At 63.2% G+C, this 16,851-nt stretch carries 21 protein-coding genes; 19 read left to right on the top strand and 2 right to left on the bottom strand.

The features are described 5' to 3' along the window. Positions 1-11 precede the first annotated feature (11 nt). The 19 genes from rpsQ (at position 12) to B5X78_RS04415 (ending at position 11,532) form a co-directional block, all read left to right on the top strand. Entirely contained in the window at positions 12-278 is a 267-nt protein-coding gene (rpsQ, locus tag B5X78_RS04505) for a 30S ribosomal protein S17 (RefSeq protein WP_079723261.1), read from the top strand. Between the two features lie 15 nt (positions 279-293). Continuing rightward, a complete protein-coding gene (gene rplN / locus B5X78_RS04500) occupies positions 294-662 on the top strand; it encodes a 50S ribosomal protein L14 (protein WP_013535986.1) in 369 nt (122 codons plus the stop codon). Between the two features lie 15 nt (positions 663-677). Then, a complete protein-coding gene (gene rplX, locus B5X78_RS04495) occupies positions 678-995 on the top strand; it encodes a 50S ribosomal protein L24 (protein ID WP_079723260.1) in 318 nt (105 codons plus the stop codon). 8 nt (positions 996-1,003) lie between these two features. Next, positions 1,004-1,546, top strand: coding sequence for a 50S ribosomal protein L5 (gene rplE / locus B5X78_RS04490; RefSeq protein WP_079723259.1), 543 nt, complete (start codon positions 1,004-1,006; stop codon positions 1,544-1,546). 18 nt (positions 1,547-1,564) lie between these two features. Further along, positions 1,565-1,870, top strand: a complete 306-nt coding sequence (rpsN, locus tag B5X78_RS04485; RefSeq protein ID WP_079723258.1) for a 30S ribosomal protein S14 — start codon at positions 1,565-1,567, stop codon at positions 1,868-1,870. A gap of 197 nt (positions 1,871-2,067) precedes the next feature. After that, positions 2,068-2,466 carry a 30S ribosomal protein S8 gene (rpsH, locus tag B5X78_RS04480; protein WP_079723257.1) on the top strand — a complete coding sequence of 133 codons (399 nt, stop codon included), beginning with the start codon at positions 2,068-2,070 and terminating at the stop codon, positions 2,464-2,466. Between the two features lie 12 nt (positions 2,467-2,478). Further along, positions 2,479-3,006: a 50S ribosomal protein L6 gene (rplF, locus tag B5X78_RS04475; protein ID WP_079723256.1), complete on the top strand. Its 528-nt coding sequence runs from the start codon at positions 2,479-2,481 to the stop codon at positions 3,004-3,006. A gap of 29 nt (positions 3,007-3,035) precedes the next feature. Continuing rightward, positions 3,036-3,392 (top strand): 50S ribosomal protein L18, encoded by a 357-nt coding sequence (gene rplR / locus B5X78_RS04470; RefSeq protein WP_079723255.1) that lies wholly within the window; start codon positions 3,036-3,038, stop codon positions 3,390-3,392. 158 nt (positions 3,393-3,550) lie between these two features. Beyond that, entirely contained in the window at positions 3,551-4,093 is a 543-nt protein-coding gene (gene rpsE, locus B5X78_RS04465; RefSeq protein WP_079723254.1) for a 30S ribosomal protein S5, read from the top strand. Then, positions 4,086-4,277, top strand: coding sequence for a 50S ribosomal protein L30 (rpmD, locus tag B5X78_RS04460; RefSeq protein ID WP_055941302.1), 192 nt, complete (start codon positions 4,086-4,088; stop codon positions 4,275-4,277). The genes rpsE and rpmD overlap by 8 nt, the downstream gene beginning before the upstream one ends. Beyond that, complete coding sequence (gene rplO, locus B5X78_RS04455; RefSeq protein WP_079723253.1) at positions 4,277-4,720, top strand: 50S ribosomal protein L15; 444 nt, start codon at positions 4,277-4,279, stop codon at positions 4,718-4,720. The genes rpmD and rplO overlap by 1 nt, the downstream gene beginning before the upstream one ends. Before the next feature lie 6 nt (positions 4,721-4,726). Further along, positions 4,727-6,082: a preprotein translocase subunit SecY gene (gene secY / locus B5X78_RS04450; RefSeq protein ID WP_079723252.1), complete on the top strand. Its 1,356-nt coding sequence runs from the start codon at positions 4,727-4,729 to the stop codon at positions 6,080-6,082. A gap of 350 nt (positions 6,083-6,432) precedes the next feature. Beyond that, positions 6,433-6,789, top strand: a complete 357-nt coding sequence (rpsM, locus tag B5X78_RS04445) for a 30S ribosomal protein S13 (RefSeq protein ID WP_079723251.1) — start codon at positions 6,433-6,435, stop codon at positions 6,787-6,789. Positions 6,790-6,801: 12 nt separating this feature from the next. Continuing rightward, entirely contained in the window at positions 6,802-7,194 is a 393-nt protein-coding gene (rpsK, locus tag B5X78_RS04440) for a 30S ribosomal protein S11 (protein WP_079723250.1), read from the top strand. Positions 7,195-7,208: 14 nt separating this feature from the next. Continuing rightward, positions 7,209-7,835 (top strand): 30S ribosomal protein S4, encoded by a 627-nt coding sequence (rpsD, locus tag B5X78_RS04435; protein WP_079723249.1) that lies wholly within the window; start codon positions 7,209-7,211, stop codon positions 7,833-7,835. A 54-nt stretch (positions 7,836-7,889) separates the two neighbouring features. Continuing rightward, positions 7,890-8,888 (top strand): DNA-directed RNA polymerase subunit alpha, encoded by a 999-nt coding sequence (locus tag B5X78_RS04430; protein ID WP_079723248.1) that lies wholly within the window; start codon positions 7,890-7,892, stop codon positions 8,886-8,888. Positions 8,889-9,099: 211 nt separating this feature from the next. Continuing rightward, positions 9,100-9,471, top strand: coding sequence for a 50S ribosomal protein L17 (gene rplQ / locus B5X78_RS04425; protein ID WP_079723247.1), 372 nt, complete (start codon positions 9,100-9,102; stop codon positions 9,469-9,471). Between the two features lie 102 nt (positions 9,472-9,573). Then, positions 9,574-10,089 (top strand): disulfide bond formation protein B, encoded by a 516-nt coding sequence (locus B5X78_RS04420; RefSeq protein WP_079723246.1) that lies wholly within the window; start codon positions 9,574-9,576, stop codon positions 10,087-10,089. A gap of 54 nt (positions 10,090-10,143) precedes the next feature. Further along, positions 10,144-11,532, top strand: coding sequence for a class II 3-deoxy-7-phosphoheptulonate synthase (locus tag B5X78_RS04415; protein ID WP_079723245.1), 1,389 nt, complete (start codon positions 10,144-10,146; stop codon positions 11,530-11,532). 43 nt (positions 11,533-11,575) lie between these two features. On the opposite strand, the gene B5X78_RS04410 is transcribed toward B5X78_RS04415, so the two are convergent. Next, complete coding sequence (locus B5X78_RS04410; RefSeq protein WP_079723244.1) at positions 11,576-15,103, bottom strand: bifunctional diguanylate cyclase/phosphodiesterase; 3,528 nt, start codon at positions 15,101-15,103, stop codon at positions 11,576-11,578. A 100-nt stretch (positions 15,104-15,203) separates the two neighbouring features. Further along, complete coding sequence (locus B5X78_RS04405) at positions 15,204-16,808, bottom strand: amidase (protein ID WP_079724419.1); 1,605 nt, start codon at positions 16,806-16,808, stop codon at positions 15,204-15,206. Positions 16,809-16,851: the final 43 nt, after the last annotated feature.

Below are 16,851 nucleotides of genomic sequence, written 5' to 3'. Positions count from 1 at the left end.
GAGCGCCCAAGATGAGCGATAACAAAGACAAAGCGCAACGCACCATCGAAGGTCGTGTCGTCAGCAACAAGATGGACAAGACGGTCACCGTGCTGGTGGAGCGTCAGGTCAAGCACGCGCTGTACGGCAAGTACATCCGCCGCTCGACCAAGCTGCACGCCCATGATGCTGAAAACAGCTGCAAGGAAGGCGACGTGGTGCGGGTGGTGGAAATCGCCCCGCTGTCCAAAACCAAGAACTGGCGTGTGGTGGAAATCGTCACCCGCGCGGCTGAATAAGAGGAGATCTGAATCATGATCCAGATGCAGAGCTACCTTGACGCGGCCGACAACTCCGGCGCCAAGGAACTGATGTGCATCAAGGTGCTGGGCGGCTCGAAGCGCCGTTACGCAGGCATCGGCGACATCATCAAGGTGACCGTGAAGGACGCCATTCCGCGTGGCAAGGTCAAGAAGGGCGAAGTCTATGACGCCGTCGTCGTGCGTACCCGCAAGGGTGTGCGTCGTCCGGACGGTTCCTTGATTCGCTTCGACGGCAACGCTGCCGTGCTGTTGAACAACAAGCAGGAGCCGATCGGCACCCGCATTTTCGGACCCGTGACCCGCGAGTTGCGTTCCGAGAAGTTCATGAAGATCGTTTCGCTCGCGCCTGAAGTGCTCTGAGCGGAGGACATAGAAATGGCTAATCGAATCAAGAAGGGCGACCACGTGGTCGTCACCGCCGGCAAGGACAAGGGCAAGCAGGGCGATGTAGTGCGTGTGGACGGTGACCGCGTGGTCGTCTCCAACGTCAACATCGTCAAGCGCCACACCAAGCCGAATCCGCAGGCCGGCGTGGCTGGCGGCGTGGTCGAGCGTGAATCCTCGATCCACATTTCGAACGTTGCTCTGTTCAACCCGGCTACCGGCAAGGGCGAGCGCATTGGTTTCAAGGTCCTGGAGGATGGACGCAAATTGCGTGTGTTCCGCTCCAGTGGTGAGGCGCTCGACGCCTAAGGAATGTTATGACCACCCGTCTCGAAAAATTTTACAAGGAAGAAGTGGCGCCGGCTCTGATGAAGAAGCTTGGCTACACCAATCCGATGGAAGTGCCGAAGATCACCAAGATCACCATCAACATGGGTGTGGGTGAAGCGGCTACCAACAAGAAGATCCTGGAAAACGCCGTGGCCGACCTGGCCAAGATCACCGGCCAGAAGCCGATCACGACCAAGTCCCGCGTGTCGGTGGCTTCGTTCAAGATCCGCGACGGTTGGCCGATCGGCTGCAAGGTGACCCTGCGTCGCGCCAAGATGTACGAATTCCTGGATCGCCTGGTCAACATCTCGCTGCCGCGCGTGCGTGACTTCCGTGGTCTGTCGGGTCGTTCGTTCGACGGCCGTGGCAACTACAACATGGGCGTGAAGGAACAGATCATCTTCCCGGAAATCGACTTCGACCAGGTCGACGCGCTCCGCGGTATGGATATCGCCATCACCACCACCGCCAAGAGCGACGCCGAAGCCAAGGCGCTGCTGGAAGCGTTCAAGTTCCCGTTCCGTAACTGATACGCCAGGAAACCAATAATGGCCAAGACCTCAATGGTGAACCGCGATATCAAGCGGGCCAAGCTTGCCAAGCAGTTCGCCGCAAAGCGTGACGCGCTGAAGCAAATCATCTCCGGCACCACCGCTTCGTACGAAGAGAAGCTGGAAGCCGCGACCAAGCTGCAGAAGCTGCCGCGCGACTCGTCGCCGAGCCGCCAGCGCAACCGTTGCGAGCTGTCCGGTCGTTCGCGCGGCGTGTACCGCAAGTTCGGCCTGGGTCGCAACAAGCTGCGCGAAGCCACCATGCGTGGTGACGTGCCGGGCCTGCGCAAGGCCAGCTGGTAATAAAGAAGGCGTCCCGGGCGTGAGTCCGGGGCCAATTCAGACAAGTCCGGCACTCGCCGGACTTGTTGCTGTATACTTTCCAGTTCCCGCGGGCAACCGTGGCCCTGGTCCCGGACGGGACTGCCTCCCTGGGGGTTCTCCAGGAACAATCAGATTTTCGCGAAAGCGGATATCGGTGCTACTCAAAGGTAAACACTATGAGCATGACTGATCCCATCGCCGACATGCTGGTCCGCATCAAGAATGCGGCCGCTGTCGGTAAGCAGACGGTGAAGATGCCGTCGTCCAAGATCAAAACGGCCATCGCCAACGTGCTGAAGGCCGAAGGCTATGTCGGCGACGTCCGCGTGACGAAGACCGAGAACAACAAGGCCGAACTCGAAATCGTGCTGAAGTATTTCGAAGGCAAGCCTGTCATCGAAAAGCTGTCGCGCGTTTCCCGCTCGGGTCTGCGCCACTACCGCGGCAAGGCCGAACTGCCGAAGGTTCTCGGCGGTCTGGGCATCGCCATCATCTCCACTTCCAAGGGCATCTTGACTGATGCGCAGGCGCGCCAGCAGGGCGTCGGCGGTGAAGTCCTGTGCTTTGTGGCCTAACGGAGTAAACCCATGTCCCGTGTAGCCAAAAAGCCGATTTCCCTGCCGAAGGGCGTTGAGTTCAAGCAGCAGGATGACACCCTGACCGTCAAGGGCGCCAAGGGCACCTTGTCGATCGCCAAGCCGGCCGGTGTGGAAGTGAAACTTGAGGACGGCGTCCTCAATCTGTCGCCGGAAACCATCGAGCACGACGCCATCACCGGCACCATCCGCGCGATCCTGGCCAACATGGTCAAGGGTGTGTCGGACGGTTTCGAGCGCAAGCTGGAGCTGGTCGGCGTGGGTTACCGCGCTGCCATGCAGGGCAAGGACCTGAGCCTGTCGCTCGGTTTCTCGCACCCGGTCGTGTTCCAGACGCCGGAAGGCATCACCATCGCAACCCCGACCCAGACCGAAATCCTGGTGCAGGGCGCCGACAAGCAGCGCGTGGGTGAAGTTGCCGCCAAGATCCGCGGTTTCCGTCCGCCGGAACCCTACAAGGGCAAGGGCGTGAAGTACTCCGACGAAACCATCATCCGTAAGGAAGCGAAGAAGGCGTAAACACGCCTTCGGCTTCGAGGAACCAGATCATGAGCATCAAGAACACCGCCCGCCTGCGTCGCGCCAAGTCGACCCGTTCGCACATCCGCGTTCTCGGCGTGCCGCGCCTGTCGGTGCTGCGCACCGGCCAGCACATTTACGCCCAGCTGTTCACCGCCGACGGTGGCAAGGTCATCGCCTCCGCCAACACCCTGCAGGCCGACGTCAAGGAAGGCCTGAAGAATGGCAAGAACAGCGACGCCGCCGCCAAGGTCGGCAAGTTGATTGCCGAGCGTGCCAAGGCTGCCGGCATCGAGAAGATTGCGTTCGACCGTTCGGGTTACCGCTTCCATGGCCGCATCAAGGCCCTGGCAGAAGCGGCTCGCGAAGCCGGCCTGCAGTTCTGATTCACGCGCCGCCGGGCTCAGGCCTGGCGGCGTCTTTCCGCCGGCGCGGTGATGCGCCGGACGTCCAGCATCTTTTGCATGCTGATGCGGAACACCGAAGTACTCCACAACCATAAGTGGCGAAGCCACAAATTCCCATCAACCAAGGATTTATCGAAATGGCAGAACAACGTGAACCGCGGGGCCGCGATCGCGACCGCAACCGCGAAGAGAAAGTCGACGACGGCATGATTGAAAAGCTGGTCGCGGTCAACCGCGTCAGCAAGACCGTCAAGGGCGGTCGCCAGTTCACCTTCACCGCTTTGACGGTGGTCGGTGACGGCGCTGGCCGCATTGGCTTCGGCTACGGCAAGGCGCGTGAAGTGCCGGTTGCCATCCAGAAGTCGATGGAATACGCCCGCAAGAGCATGTCCACTGTCGAACTGAACAACGGCACCTTGTGGCACCCGGTGAAGGCCGGTCACGGCGCAGCACGTGTTTACATGCAGCCTGCCTCGGAAGGTACCGGCGTCATCGCCGGCGGCGCCATGCGTGCCGTGCTGGAAGCCGTGGGCGTCAAGAACGTGCTGGCCAAGGCCGTCGGTTCGCGCAACCCGATCAACCTGGTTCGCGCTACCCTGCGTGGTCTGACCGACATGCAGTCGCCGACCCGCATTGCGGCCAAGCGCGGCAAGAAGGTGGAGGAACTCCTCAATGGCTAATGAGTCCAACAAGACCGTCAAGGTCCGCCTGGTGCGTGGCCTGCGTGGCTCCCAGTCCCGTCACCGCCTGTCGGTGAAGGCGCTGGGCCTGAACAAACTCAACGATGTGCGTGAACTCAAGGACAGCCCGCAAGTGCGCGGCCTGATTGCCAAGGTTCACTACCTCGTCAAGGTCGAGGAGTAATCAACATGCGTCTGAATTCTTTGAAGCCCGCTGACGGCGCCCGTACCGAACGCACCCGTGTTGGTCGCGGTATCGGTTCCGGCCTGGGCAAGACCGCGGGTCGCGGTCACAAGGGCTCCTTCGCCCGTTCGGGCAAGGGCAAGATCAAGGCGAAGTTCGAAGGCGGCCAGATGCCTTTGATCAAGCGCCTGCCCAAGGTCGGCTTCCGTTCGAAGCTGAAGGGCGACACCGCTGAAGTGCTGTCCTACCAGCTGGACAAGCTGGAAGCCGGTGAAATCGACTTCGCAGTGCTGCGTGCGGCCAAGCTGGTTCCCAGCACCGCCAAGCGCGCGAAGATCGTCGTCAAGGGCGAGCTGACCAAGAAGTTCGTGCTCAAGGGCGTGCTCGCTACCGCGGGTGCCAAGGCTGCCATCGAAGCTGCTGGCGGCAGCGTCCAGGAGTAACGACGGATGGCGCAGGGGAATGCCGCTGCCGCACTGGCAGGCGCAGGCAAGTTCACGGAACTTCGTCAGCGCCTGCTGTTCGTTCTGGGTGCACTGATCGTCTACCGGATTGGCTGTTTCATTCCGGTGCCGGGCGTCAACCCGGACGCGATGCTGAAGATGATGGAAAGCCAGGGCGGCATCGTGGACATGTTCAACATGTTCTCCGGTGGCGCGCTGCACCGTTTCAGCCTGTTCGCGCTGAACGTGATGCCGTATATCTCGGCCTCCATCGTCATGCAGCTGGGCGTGCACATCTTCCCGAGCCTGAAGGCGATGCAGAAGGAAGGCGAGTCCGGTCGCCGCAAGATCACCCAGTACTCGCGCATTGGCGCGGTGTTGCTGGCGGTCGTGCAGGGCGGCAGCATCGCGGTCGGCCTGCAGAACCAGATGGCGCCGGATGGTTCGCCGGTGGTTTACGCACCGGGCATGGGCTTCGTGCTCACGGCCGTGGTTGCGCTGACGGCGGGCACCATCTTCCTGATGTGGCTGGGCGAGCAGGTGACCGAGCGGGGCGTCGGCAATGGCGTTTCGATGATCATCTTCGCTGGTATCGTGGCCGGCTTGCCGGGCGCCGTATTGAGCACGCTGAAGGCGTTCCAGGGCGGCTCGTTGAGCCCGATCGCGCTGATCATCATCACCCTGGTCGTGCTGGGCTTCACCTATTTCGTGGTGTTCGTGGAACGCGGGCAACGACGAATTACCGTGAATTACGCGCGCCGCCAGGGTGGTCGCAGTGCGTACATGAACCAGACCTCGTTCCTGCCCCTGAAGCTCAACATGGCGGGCGTGATTCCGCCGATCTTTGCCTCGAGCATCCTGGCGTTCCCGGCCACCCTGGCCATGTGGTCGGGGCAGGGCAGTGGCGCCAGCACGTGGCTGCAGCGCATTTCGCAGGCGCTGGCGCCGGGTGAACCGCTGCACATGATCGTGTTCGCTGCGATGATCATCGGCTTCGCGTTCTTCTACACGGCGCTGGTATTCAATTCGCAGGAAACCGCCGAGAACCTGAAGAAGTCGGGCGCGCTGATTCCGGGCATCCGCCCGGGCAAGGCCACCGCCGACTACGTCGATGGCGTACTGACCCGTCTGACGGCGGCTGGCTCGCTCTACCTGGTGGCGGTGTGCTTGCTGCCCGAGGTGATGCGGACCCAGATGAACACCTCGTTCTACTTCGGCGGCACGTCGCTGTTGATCGTGGTCGTGGTGGTGATGGACTTCATTGCGCAGGTCCAGGCCCACCTGATGTCCCATCAGTACGAGAGCCTGTTGAAGAAGGCCAATCTGAAGGGCGGTTCCCGCGGCGGCCTTTCGCGCGGATAATGCATGACCTGGCGCGGACCTTTCCCGCGCCCCCGGCCTGAAGGGCCGGACTACCAGAAAGGGCGGCCTGGGCGGCGATCTCGCGCACAGGTGTGAAGCGGTTTGTCCTGCGCCAGAGTAGCGCGGGCGGGGTCGGCACCGGGGTAACCCGGGGTTGGCACCAGACGGCTTCCGGCGCCGGAGCATGGGCACACTCCCTATGCCGGGCTTCGTGTCAGTCCCCGGACTGGCACGGGCTTCCCAGTAACCCGAGATCTTTGCTAAAATTTCCAGTTCACTCTGTCCGTCTGCCCGTTCCCCGTAGGGGGAGGGGGCTTGCCGGACCATCAAACACAGTTGGAGACCGCGTCATGGCGCGTATTGCAGGTGTCAACCTGCCTGCCCAGAAGCATGTCTGGGTCGGTTTGCAAAGCATCTACGGCATTGGCCGTACCCGTTCCAAAAAGGTCTGCGAAGCCGCTGGCGTCGTTTCGACCACCAAGATCCGCGACCTGTCGGAGCCTGATGTCGAGCGTCTGCGTGCCGAAGTCGGCAAGTATGTCGTCGAAGGCGACCTGCGTCGTGAAATCGGCATCGCGATCAAGCGCCTGATGGACCTGGGTTGCTACCGCGGTCTGCGTCACCGTCGCGGCCTGCCGCTGCGTGGTCAGCGCACCCGTACCAATGCCCGCACCCGCAAGGGTCCGCGCAAAGCCATCAAGAAGTAAGGGGCGAACCACATGGCCAAGCCAGCTGCTACCAAAGTCAAGAAGAAGATCAAGCGCGTCATCACGGATGGCGTTGCCCACGTCCACGCTTCGTTCAACAACACCATCGTCACCATCACCGACCGCCAGGGCAATGCACTTTCCTGGGCGACCTCGGGTGGTGCCGGTTTCCGCGGTTCGCGCAAGTCGACTCCGTTCGCTGCACAGGTTGCCGCCGAAAAGGCTGGCCGTGCCGCTCTGGATTACGGCGTGAAGTCGCTGGAAGTCCGCATCAAAGGCCCGGGTCCGGGCCGCGAATCGGCCGTGCGTTCGTTGAACAACGTCGGCTACAAGATCACCAACATCATCGACGTGACGCCGATTCCGCATAACGGCTGTCGTCCGCCGAAAAAGCGTCGCGTCTGAGGAGCTGAAGAGAGATGGCTCGTTATATTGGTCCCACCTGTAAGCTCGCGCGCCGTGAAGGCGCCGACCTGTCCCTCAAGAGCCCGGCCCGTGCGCTGGACTCCAAGTGCAAGCTGGAGCAGAAGCCCGGCCAGCACGGCGCTGCCCGCAAGGGCAAGCTGTCGGATTACGCCACCCAGCTGCGTGAAAAGCAGAAGGTCAAGCGTATCTACGGCTTGCTGGAGCGTCAGTTCCGCAACTACTACAAGAAGGCCTCGACCAAGAAGGGCAACACCGGCGAGAACCTGCTGCAGCTGTTGGAAACCCGTCTGGACAACGTCATCTACCGCATGGGTTTTGCGGTGACGCGTCCGGCTGCCCGCCAGCTGGTTTCGCACCGTGGCGTGTTGGTCAATGGCAAGCCGGTGAATCTGCCGTCCTACCAGATCAAGGCCGGTGACGCGATTGCGTTGTCCGAGCGCGCCCAGAAGCAGCTGCGTGTGCAGGAGTCGCTGACCCTGTCCGAGCAGCTGGATCTGAGCCCGTCCTGGATCGAAGTCGACTCGAAGAAATTCAGCGGCGTCTTCAAGGCCGTGCCGGAACGTTCCGACCTGCCTGCAGACATCAACGAAGCGCTGATCGTCGAGTTGTACTCGAAGTAATCCATTCACGCACCCCCGATGCCCCCGTCGGGGGTCTGCAGGAGAAAAAGCAACATGACGGGAATTACTCAGCAAGTGCTGCGCCCGCGCGGCCCGCAGATTGAGCGCCTGACCGAAAACCGCGCCAAAGTGGTCATTGAACCGCTGGAGCGTGGTTACGGCCACACGCTCGGTAATGCGCTGCGCCGCGTGCTGCTCTCGTCCATCCCGGGCTTCGCGATCACCGAAGTAGAGATCGACGGCGTGCTCCACGAGTACAGCACCATCGAAGGTCTGCAGGAAGACGTGCTCGAAGTCCTGCTGAACCTCAAGGATGTGGCCATCCGCATCCACACCGGCGACTCGTCCACCCTGACCCTGAGCAAGCAGGGCCCGGGCGTGGTGACCGCCGCTGACATCAAGACCGACCACAACGTCGAAATCCTCAACCCGGACCTGGTCATCTGCAATCTGACCAAGGACACCGCGGTCAACATGCGCCTGAAGATCGAGCGTGGTTTCGGCTACCAGCCGGCGGCCGCGCGTCGTCGTCCGGACGAGGAAACCCGCAGCATTGGTCGCCTGGTGCTGGACGCCTCGTTCTCGCCGGTCCGTCGCGTCGCGTATGCGGTGGAAGCCGCCCGCGTCGAGCAGCGCACCGACCTGGACAAGCTGGTCCTGGACATCGAAACCAACGGCACCATCGACGCTGAAGAAGCCGTCCGCACTGCGGCCGACATCCTCAGCGACCAGCTGTCGGTCTTCGGTGACTTCACCCACCGTGATCGCGGCGCGGCCAAGCCCGCCAGCAGCGGCGTGGATCCGGTCCTGCTGCGTCCGATCGACGATCTGGAACTGACCGTGCGTTCGGCCAACTGCCTCAAGGCCGAGAGCATCTACTACATCGGCGATCTGATCCAGAAGACCGAAGTGGAACTGCTCAAGACCCCGAACCTCGGCAAGAAGTCGCTGACCGAGATCAAGGAAGTCCTGGCGCAGCGCGGTCTGTCCCTGGGCATGAAGCTTGAGAACTGGCCGCCGGCCGGTGTCGCCTCGCACGGCATGCTCGGCTGATAGCCAAGTCAAAGTGTCAAAGGACCCGCCTGCTTCGGCAGGCGGGTTCGATTCAGAGAAACGCAGTACCCGCAACACAGTGCCGACGAGTTGAAACTCGCGGACAGTCCGGCCACGGATGCCGGTCAAGGGCCAACGCAGTCCAAGTTTCAACGCCAGGATGGCGACAGCGAAATCCAGCAGTTCCAACATTTCATAAGGAATCCAACCCATGCGTCACCAAAAAGCCGGCCGCAAGTTCAGCCGCACCAGCGCTCATCGCCAGGCGATGTTCAGCAACATGGCCGCCTCGCTGATCAAGCACGGCCTGATCCGTACCACCCTGCCGAAAGCCAAGGAACTGCGCCGCGTTGCCGAGCCGCTGATCACCCTGGCCAAGGTCGACGGCGTTGCCAATCGCCGCCTCGCTTTCTCCCGCCTGCGTGACAAGGAAGCCGTCGGCACCTTGTTCACCACGCTGGGTCCGCGTTACCAGTCCCGTCCGGGCGGTTACCTGCGCATCCTGAAGTGCGGCTTCCGCGCCGGCGACAACGCTCCGATGGCCTACGTCGAGCTGATGGATCGCCCCGAAGCGGCCGAGTAATCGCCGGCTCAAGCGTCCCCAGAAACCCCGGCCCAGGCCGGGGTTTTTGTTTTTTGCTTTCACGTGGCGATAATGCGGGCTGACTCCGTCTTTCCCCATCCCATGAATCCTTCCCGTTGGTCGTTCCGCACGCAGTTCCTGCTGGGTTTCCTGGCCTGTGTCGCTTTACTGGCGTATGCGCTGTATCTGGAGCATGTGCAGGGCCTGATACCTTGCCCGCTCTGTACGTTTCAGCGTGGCGCCTTTGCGCTGCTCGGCATCGTGTTCCTGGTGGGGGGCCTGCACGCGCCGGGGAGCAAGGGCGGGCGCGGCTTCTACGGCTTGCTGGGCCTGGCTGCCGCAGGTTTGGGCATCTCCATCGCCGGTCGCCACGTGTGGTTGCAGAGCCTGCCGCCGGACCAGGTGCCCGCCTGCGGTCCCGACCTGGGCTACATGATGGAAGCCTTCCCGTTGGGCGACGTGGTCCGCAAAGTGCTCACCGGCTCCGGCGAATGCGCCAAGGTCGATTGGACCTTTCTGGGCGTCTCGATGCCGGGCTGGGCGCTGGCCTGCTTCGTCGTCTTCGCGGTGTGGTCCTTGTACGCCGGGTTCAAGCGGCGCAAGTCGCGTTACTACTGAGTTTGACGCGGCGCAGCATTCTGTCACCATGACGCTCCGCAAGAGGAAGTCCCCATGAGCGATCGCAAACTGCAGGCAGTGAGCCTGCCGGCCAACTGGGCTCCGGAATCGTGGCGCGAGCGACCCGCTCTGCAAATGCCCACGTATCCGGATTCGGATGCGCTGGATACGGCGTTGACCGAGCTGCGTTCGTTGCCGCCTCTGGTCACCTCGTGGGAAATTTTTGCGCTCAAGAAGCAATTGGCCGAGGCGCAGGAAGGCAAACGTTTCCTGCTGCAGGGTGGCGACTGCGCCGAGAGTTTTTCGGATTGCGAGTCCGGGCTGATTTCCAACCGGCTCAAGGTGCTTTTGCAGATGAGCCTGGTGCTGGTCCACGGGCTACGCCTGCCGGTGGTGCGCGTCGGCCGGTTTGCCGGTCAGTACGCCAAGCCGCGCTCCACTGACACCGAGACGCGGGACGGCGTGACGCTGCCCAGCTATCGCGGTGACCTGGTCAACCAGCCCGAATTCACCGCGCAGGCCCGAATCCCGGATCCGCGTCGCATGATCAAGGCGCACGCCCGATCGGCGATGACGATGAACTTCGTACGTGCGCTGATTGATGGTGGTTTTGCCGACCTGCATCATCCGGAGTACTGGAACCTGAGCTGGGTGGGTTACTCGCCGCTCGCCGCCGAATACCAGGACATGGTGCGCTCGATCGGCGACGCCGTGCGCTTCATGGAGACGCTGTCCGGCTCGGAGGTGCACAACCTCAACCGCATTGATTTCTACACCTCGCATGAAGCCTTGCTGCTGCCCTACGAAGCGGCATTGACCCGCGAGGTGCCGCGGCAGTGGGGCTGGTTCAATCTCAGCACGCACTACCCGTGGATTGGCATGCGCACCGCGGCCATCGATGGCGCGCATGTGGAGTACCTGCGCGGCGTGCGCAATCCCATCGCCATCAAGATTGGTCCTTCGGTCAGCGCGGATCAGCTGCTGCGACTCGTCGACGTCCTCAATCCGGAAGACGAACCCGGGCGTTTGACGTTCATCCATCGCATGGGCGCCGCGCATATCGCGGAAAAGCTGCCGCCGTTGCTGGAGGCGATGCGTCGCGATGGCCGGCGTGTGCTGTGGGTCTGCGACCCTATGCACGGCAACACCGAAAGCACGGCGAACGGCTTCAAGACGCGCCGCTTCGACAATGTCCGCAGCGAAGTCGAGCATTCGTTCGACCTGCACGCCGCCGCCGGAACCCGCCTCGGTGGCGTCCATCTGGAACTAACTGGTGAAGATGTCACCGAGTGCACGGGCGGCGCACGTGAACTGACGGACGCGGATCTCGAGCGTGCCTACCGTTCCACCGTCGATCCGCGCCTGAACTACGAGCAGTCGCTGGAAATCGCGATGTCGATTGTGCGCAAGCAGAACCAGGTCAGTCCGCCCGCGCTGAGTTGATGCGGGCGGGCGATGGGCGCGGACGGGCGATGCAGACGCCCGCTCACGACCAATGCATGTGCATGCCGCGAGGCGGCTCCGGCATCGGCCAATGCGGTTGCTTGGCCATCATCTCGGCAAAGTCGCTGGCAGGCATCGGGGTACTGAAAAAGTTGCCCTGCAACTCGTCGCAGCCATTGGCCACCAGCCACGCCAGCTGCGCTTCCGATTCGACACCCTCGGCGACGGTGCGGCACTGCAGCTGCGCGGCCAGGCTGATGATGGCACGGGTGATCGCGCCCTGGTTGGGTTCCGTCACATCGCGCACGAACGACTGGTCAATCTTGAGCACATTGAAGCCGTAGTTGCCCAGGTAGCTCAGGCTGGAGAAGCCAGTGCCGAAATCGTCGATGGCGATTCGCACGCCCAGGTTCTTGAGCGCACGCAGGATGCGATCGGTGCGCTGCACATCGCGCATCAGGGTGGTTTCGGTCACTTCGAGCTCGAGCAAATCGGGCGGCAGGCCACTTTCGTGCAAGGCAGCCGTCACCGTTTCCACCAGTGAATCGGTGTCGAAATTGGCGGCTGCCACGTTGACCGATACCCGGATCGGCGGCAAGCCTGCATGCTGCCACTGCCGACTCTGACGACATGCCTCGCGAATGGCCCACTGATCGATATCCACGATCAAGTTGGTTTCCTCGGCGATCGGCAGGAACTCACCCGGCAACATCAGGCGCTCGCCACGCCGCCAGCGCACGAGTCCTTCCACGCCCACCACGTTGCCGGTGCTGCGGTCGATCTGCGGCTGATAGAACAGGGTCAGATCGCCATTGCGCAGACTGCGGCGCAGGGCGCTTTCCAGCTCGATGCGTGCATCCACGCTGGAGGCCAGTTCGTGGGTGTAGAAGCGGAATGCATTTCGACCGTTGCGTTTGGCCAGGTACATGGCGGCATCGGCGCGCATCATCAGGGTCGAGGCGTCGTAACCGTCTTCCGGAAACAGGCTCACGCCGATGCTGAAAGCCTGATGCAACTCGTGCGAAGCGACCGGGTAGGGCGTACCCGCTATCGCCAGCAGGCGCTCGGCCACTTGCGCCACGCTGGCACGGGTGACCACGTTGTCCAGCAGCACCACGAACTCATCGCCGCCCGTGCGGTAAACACTGCCCAAGTTGCCGATGTTGCGCTGGATTCGACGCGCAACCTGCTGCAACAGCTGATCGCCAATGTGATGGCCGAGGGCGTCGTTGACGTGCTTGAACAGGTCCAGATCGATGAACAACACCGCCACCCCGGTGCCGAGGTGAGTGGCCTTGGCGATCAGCTGCGCCAGCGTTTCGTTCAACTGCAGGCGATTGGGCAGGGCGGTCAGCGAGTCGTGATGGGCCAGATAGGCCATGCGCGCGCTCAGCACGCGCGCCTCGGTGATGTCGCGCAGCACCATCACCGAACCGATGGCGGTTTCGGCGCGGTCATACAGTGGCGATAGCGAACGCTCGACGACGATGCGGTGACCATCGTGCCGGGTCAATTCCAGATCACCGGCCACCACGGCCAGGACCGGGCTTCCATCCTCTGCGGGCGACTCGCGTCCGGGTCCGACCGGTACCACCACGTCCAGCGGCAAGCCGCGCGCATCGTCCAGCCGCCAGCCGCTGATCGCTTCGGCGGCCGGATTCATGTAGTTGACCCGGGAGTCGATGTCGGCCGTGATCACCGCCTCGTTGATGGAAGACAGCGTGACCTCGGCGCGTGCATTGGCGTCGAACAGCGCATTTTCCAACCGGGCCTTCTCGCTGATGTCGATCGACATCACGAAGAAGCCCACCACCGCCCCGGTTTCGTCCACGTCGGGCGTGTAGTACGTATGCATCCGGCGTGGTCCGTCCGGAGTGGGGAAGGTGGTTTCGAAGTCGACATCCCGGCCGGCCAGCACCGCATCGATGTACGGCTTGCGGCGGCCGTAGCGCTCTTCGCCGAACAGGTCACGGATATGGATGCCGGCGCGGTAAGGTCGTTGCCAGATGACCAGCTCGGCGCAGGCGCGATTGAAGAACACGGCGCGCTGGTTGCGATCGTACTGTGCGATCAGCGCCGGCAGTTTGTCGGTGACCCTCTGCAGGTGATCACGCGCCATCGCCAGGTCGCGCTGGGCGCGTTTCTGCTCGCTGTTGTCGGTGATCATCAAGTACCAACCGGCGATGCTGCGGTCGGTTTCCACGTCCGGAACCAGGTGGACCTGGACCGAACGCTCGGGTCGGCCGAGGACCGTCTCCCAGACGGTCGCATGATCGGCGCTGGCATCGCGCATGGCCTGCTTCAACTCGGCCAGGAAGTTCGGGTCTTCGGCGTGGACTTCCTCGATGCCACGTTCGTTCCAGGCCTTGCCGGCGCTGAACCAGTCGCGTGTGGCGCGGTTGGCGAAGCCGTAGCAACCATCCTTGTCGAGGTAGGCGATCAGCGCGGGCAGATGATCGGCCACCGCGTCGAGCAAGGCGCGGCTGCGCCGGTCGGTACGCGCCACGTTGCGCAACAGAAAAAACAGCAGCAGTCCAAAGGCGATGCCTGCCGCGGTGAGACCCAGGATCGGCAACAGCCCGGGTATCGCCACCCGCGCCGGCGGCGAGCTCATGCTCAGTTCCCAGCTGTTGCCGAGGAAGCGGATCGGAACGCTGTGGCGGAACGCCGGCCGCATGGACGGGCCGTAGCGCGAGATCACCGGCGTGCGTTCGTAAATCGTCTGCAAGGTGTCACGGTCGACCCGCGCCACCAGACGCACGTCAAACGCCGATGCTTCCGACTCGCCCATCGCTTCTTCCATCACCCGGCTCCAACCGAAGCCGGCCGACGCGTAGCCGCGCAACGCGGCGCGACGGGTCCGCACATCGGCGTCGGCCGTCAGCGGAGTGGCGTAGACGGGCGCGTACAGCAGGAAGCCCGGCAAGCCCGGTTGACCACGCGAGCTGTCGGTCAGCGAAACGCGCGCCGCACTGGTGAGTTGTCCGGTGTCGCGTGCCCGTTCCATCGCCGCGCGTCGCTGTGGTTCGGCAAAGACATCCTTGCCCAGCAGACTGAGCATGCCCCGGCGTTCCGGGTAGATCAGATCGATGATGGCGTATTCGCTGCGCACGCCGCTCGGGTACACATGGAACTCGGCACCGTAGTCCGCCTGGCGCTCCAGTTCATAGGCGCCCAGGTCCGCGGCCATCACCCGGCGGGCAAAACCCAGACCGTGCACACCGGCCGGCCGACTGGGAATCCGCAGTTTTTCCACGAAGGCGCGGAAGCCGTCGCGGTCAATGCGCGGATGGGCTTCCAGCACGGCCGCCGCCGAACGCACGGTGTCTTCATAGGCGTTCATGTGCGTGACCAGCGCGGTCGCGACGGCATTGGCGTGCGCGGAGAAACGCGCTTCGGCGCTGGATTGCGCCTGTTGCCAGGACGCCACGCCAAACCACAATGACAGCAGCAATGACAGCAGCAACACGACCCAGGCCATGACATCCAGGCGCCGCCGCCGGTCTGCGGCGGATGAGCGCGAGCCGCTCAATGCGCGGCGTTCGGATGCACGCTCCAAATCAAACTCCATCGACTCTTCCCCAGTACTGCCTGCGCAGTCTTGGCCGCCATGCTACGCCGCCGATCCGGCTGCCGCCATGACAGCGTCAGCGTTTCGACCAAGGTCTGACTCACTCGCGCGACTTGCGTGCAGGACGGGCCTGCAGCGACGGCCAGTACTCCGGCGGCTTGCGGGCGCGGGTCAGCTGCTCGTAGGCATAACCCAGTTCGATCAAGCGACCTTCACTCCATGCCGCGCCCATGAAGACGATGCCCAATGGCAGGCCGTCGCTGTGCCCCATGGGCACGGTCAGGCTGGGGTAGCCGGCCACCGCGGCCGCACCATATCCGGCGCCCGGAAAATGATCGCCGGCCTTGAGATCGGTCAGCCAGGCGGGTCCGGTGGCGGGTGCGATCAACGCATCCAGCTGTTGCGCCTTGAGCGTCGCATCGATGCCTTCGGGTCCGGCCAGTCGCCGCGCCAGGCTGCGTGCGCTGATGTAGCTGCTGTCACCCAGGCCGCCCTTGGCATTGGCCTGCTCGAACAATTCCTGGCCGAAGTAGGGCATCTCCGATGTCGTGTATTGCTGGTTGTAGCCAATCAGTTGGCTCAGCGTCTTGACCGGTGCATCGTGGCGGGCGAGATAGCGCTCCAGTCCGGCCTTGAATTCGAACAGCATCAGTTCCAGTTCGGCATCGTCCCACTGGCCATCGGTGGGGATTTGCGCATCGACGACGGTGGCGCCCGCATCGCGCATCACCTTGATCGCCCCTTCCATGGCCGCCGCCGCATCCGGATGGATGGCGAACTTGCTGCGTAACACGCCAATGCGTGCGCCTTTGAGGCCGTTGGCCTTGAGCCGGGTGTGGTAATCCAGCGTGCTGTTCCAGGCCGCGTTGGTGGTGGCCGGATCAGCAGGATCGCGACCGGCCAGCGCAGTCAGCAACAGCGCTGCGTCGGAGACGCTGCGGGTCATCGGGCCCGCGGTGTCCTGGCTGAAGGAAATCGGGATGATGCCGTCTCGGCTGACCAGTCCCACCGTGGGCTTCAGTCCCACGACGCCGTTGACCGCCGCCGGACAGATGATGCTGCCGTCGGTTTCGGTGCCGATCGTGGCAGCCGCCAGGTTGGCCGACACGGCCACGCCGCTGCCGGCGCTGGAACCGCAGGGATTGCGATCCAGCACATAGGGATTGCGCGTCTGGCCACCGCGCGCACTCCAGCCGGAAGTGGAATGGGTGGAGCGGAAATTGGCCCATTCACTCAGGTTGGTCTTGCCGAGGATCACGGCGCCGGCTTCGCGCAGCCGGCGTACCAGGAAGGCATCGGTGGCGGGGCGAAAATCCTTCAGCGCCAGCGAGCCGGCCGAATTGACCATCGGCGTGGCGTCGATATTGTCCTTGAGCAGGATCGGTATGCCGTGCAGCGGACCACGCACTGCATTGTTCTTGCGCTCGGCGTCGCGCAAGGCGGCTTCCTTGATGGCATCGGGATTGAGCTCGATGACCGAATTCAGCTGGGGGCCGCCCTGATCGATGGCCGCGATGCGGTCCAGATAGGCTTGCGTCAGCGTCCGGCTGTCCAGTTCACCGCGCTGCATCCGCGCCTGCAGGTCGCTGATGTCCATTTCCGCGTAGGCGAAATCGGTGGGCGCATCGGCGGGGGCGTTGCTGGACGAATCATCTGCGCGCTGGCAGGCCACCAGGGGCAGGCACAGCAGCAACGCAAGCGACAACGGCAACCGGTACGAACGATTCATGGCAATCCCCGAAAGCGTG

The organism is Pseudoxanthomonas indica (genome assembly GCF_900167565.1).
GTDB lineage: Bacteria > Pseudomonadota > Gammaproteobacteria > Xanthomonadales > Xanthomonadaceae > Pseudoxanthomonas_A > Pseudoxanthomonas_A indica.
This window is presented reverse-complemented; position numbering and strand designations above follow the sequence as displayed.

Coding starts and splice junctions, on each gene's coding strand:
- rpsQ (WP_079723261.1), top strand. CDS start 12: ATGAGCGATAACAAAGACAAAGCGCAACGCACCATCGAAGGTCGTGTC.
- B5X78_RS04410 (WP_079723244.1), bottom strand. CDS start 15,103: ATGGAGTTTGATTTGGAGCGTGCATCCGAACGCCGCGCATTGAGCGGC.
- rplX (WP_079723260.1), top strand. CDS start 678: ATGGCTAATCGAATCAAGAAGGGCGACCACGTGGTCGTCACCGCCGGC.
- rpsN (WP_079723258.1), top strand. CDS start 1,565: ATGGCCAAGACCTCAATGGTGAACCGCGATATCAAGCGGGCCAAGCTT.
- rplR (WP_079723255.1), top strand. CDS start 3,036: ATGAGCATCAAGAACACCGCCCGCCTGCGTCGCGCCAAGTCGACCCGT.
- B5X78_RS04415 (WP_079723245.1), top strand. CDS start 10,144: ATGAGCGATCGCAAACTGCAGGCAGTGAGCCTGCCGGCCAACTGGGCT.
- rpsH (WP_079723257.1), top strand. CDS start 2,068: ATGAGCATGACTGATCCCATCGCCGACATGCTGGTCCGCATCAAGAAT.
- B5X78_RS04430 (WP_079723248.1), top strand. CDS start 7,890: ATGACGGGAATTACTCAGCAAGTGCTGCGCCCGCGCGGCCCGCAGATT.
- rplN (WP_013535986.1), top strand. CDS start 294: ATGATCCAGATGCAGAGCTACCTTGACGCGGCCGACAACTCCGGCGCC.
- rpsE (WP_079723254.1), top strand. CDS start 3,551: ATGGCAGAACAACGTGAACCGCGGGGCCGCGATCGCGACCGCAACCGC.
- rplF (WP_079723256.1), top strand. CDS start 2,479: ATGTCCCGTGTAGCCAAAAAGCCGATTTCCCTGCCGAAGGGCGTTGAG.
- rplE (WP_079723259.1), top strand. CDS start 1,004: ATGACCACCCGTCTCGAAAAATTTTACAAGGAAGAAGTGGCGCCGGCT.
- rpsK (WP_079723250.1), top strand. CDS start 6,802: ATGGCCAAGCCAGCTGCTACCAAAGTCAAGAAGAAGATCAAGCGCGTC.
- rplQ (WP_079723247.1), top strand. CDS start 9,100: ATGCGTCACCAAAAAGCCGGCCGCAAGTTCAGCCGCACCAGCGCTCAT.
- rpsM (WP_079723251.1), top strand. CDS start 6,433: ATGGCGCGTATTGCAGGTGTCAACCTGCCTGCCCAGAAGCATGTCTGG.
- rpsD (WP_079723249.1), top strand. CDS start 7,209: ATGGCTCGTTATATTGGTCCCACCTGTAAGCTCGCGCGCCGTGAAGGC.
- secY (WP_079723252.1), top strand. CDS start 4,727: ATGGCGCAGGGGAATGCCGCTGCCGCACTGGCAGGCGCAGGCAAGTTC.
- rpmD (WP_055941302.1), top strand. CDS start 4,086: ATGGCTAATGAGTCCAACAAGACCGTCAAGGTCCGCCTGGTGCGTGGC.
- B5X78_RS04420 (WP_079723246.1), top strand. CDS start 9,574: ATGAATCCTTCCCGTTGGTCGTTCCGCACGCAGTTCCTGCTGGGTTTC.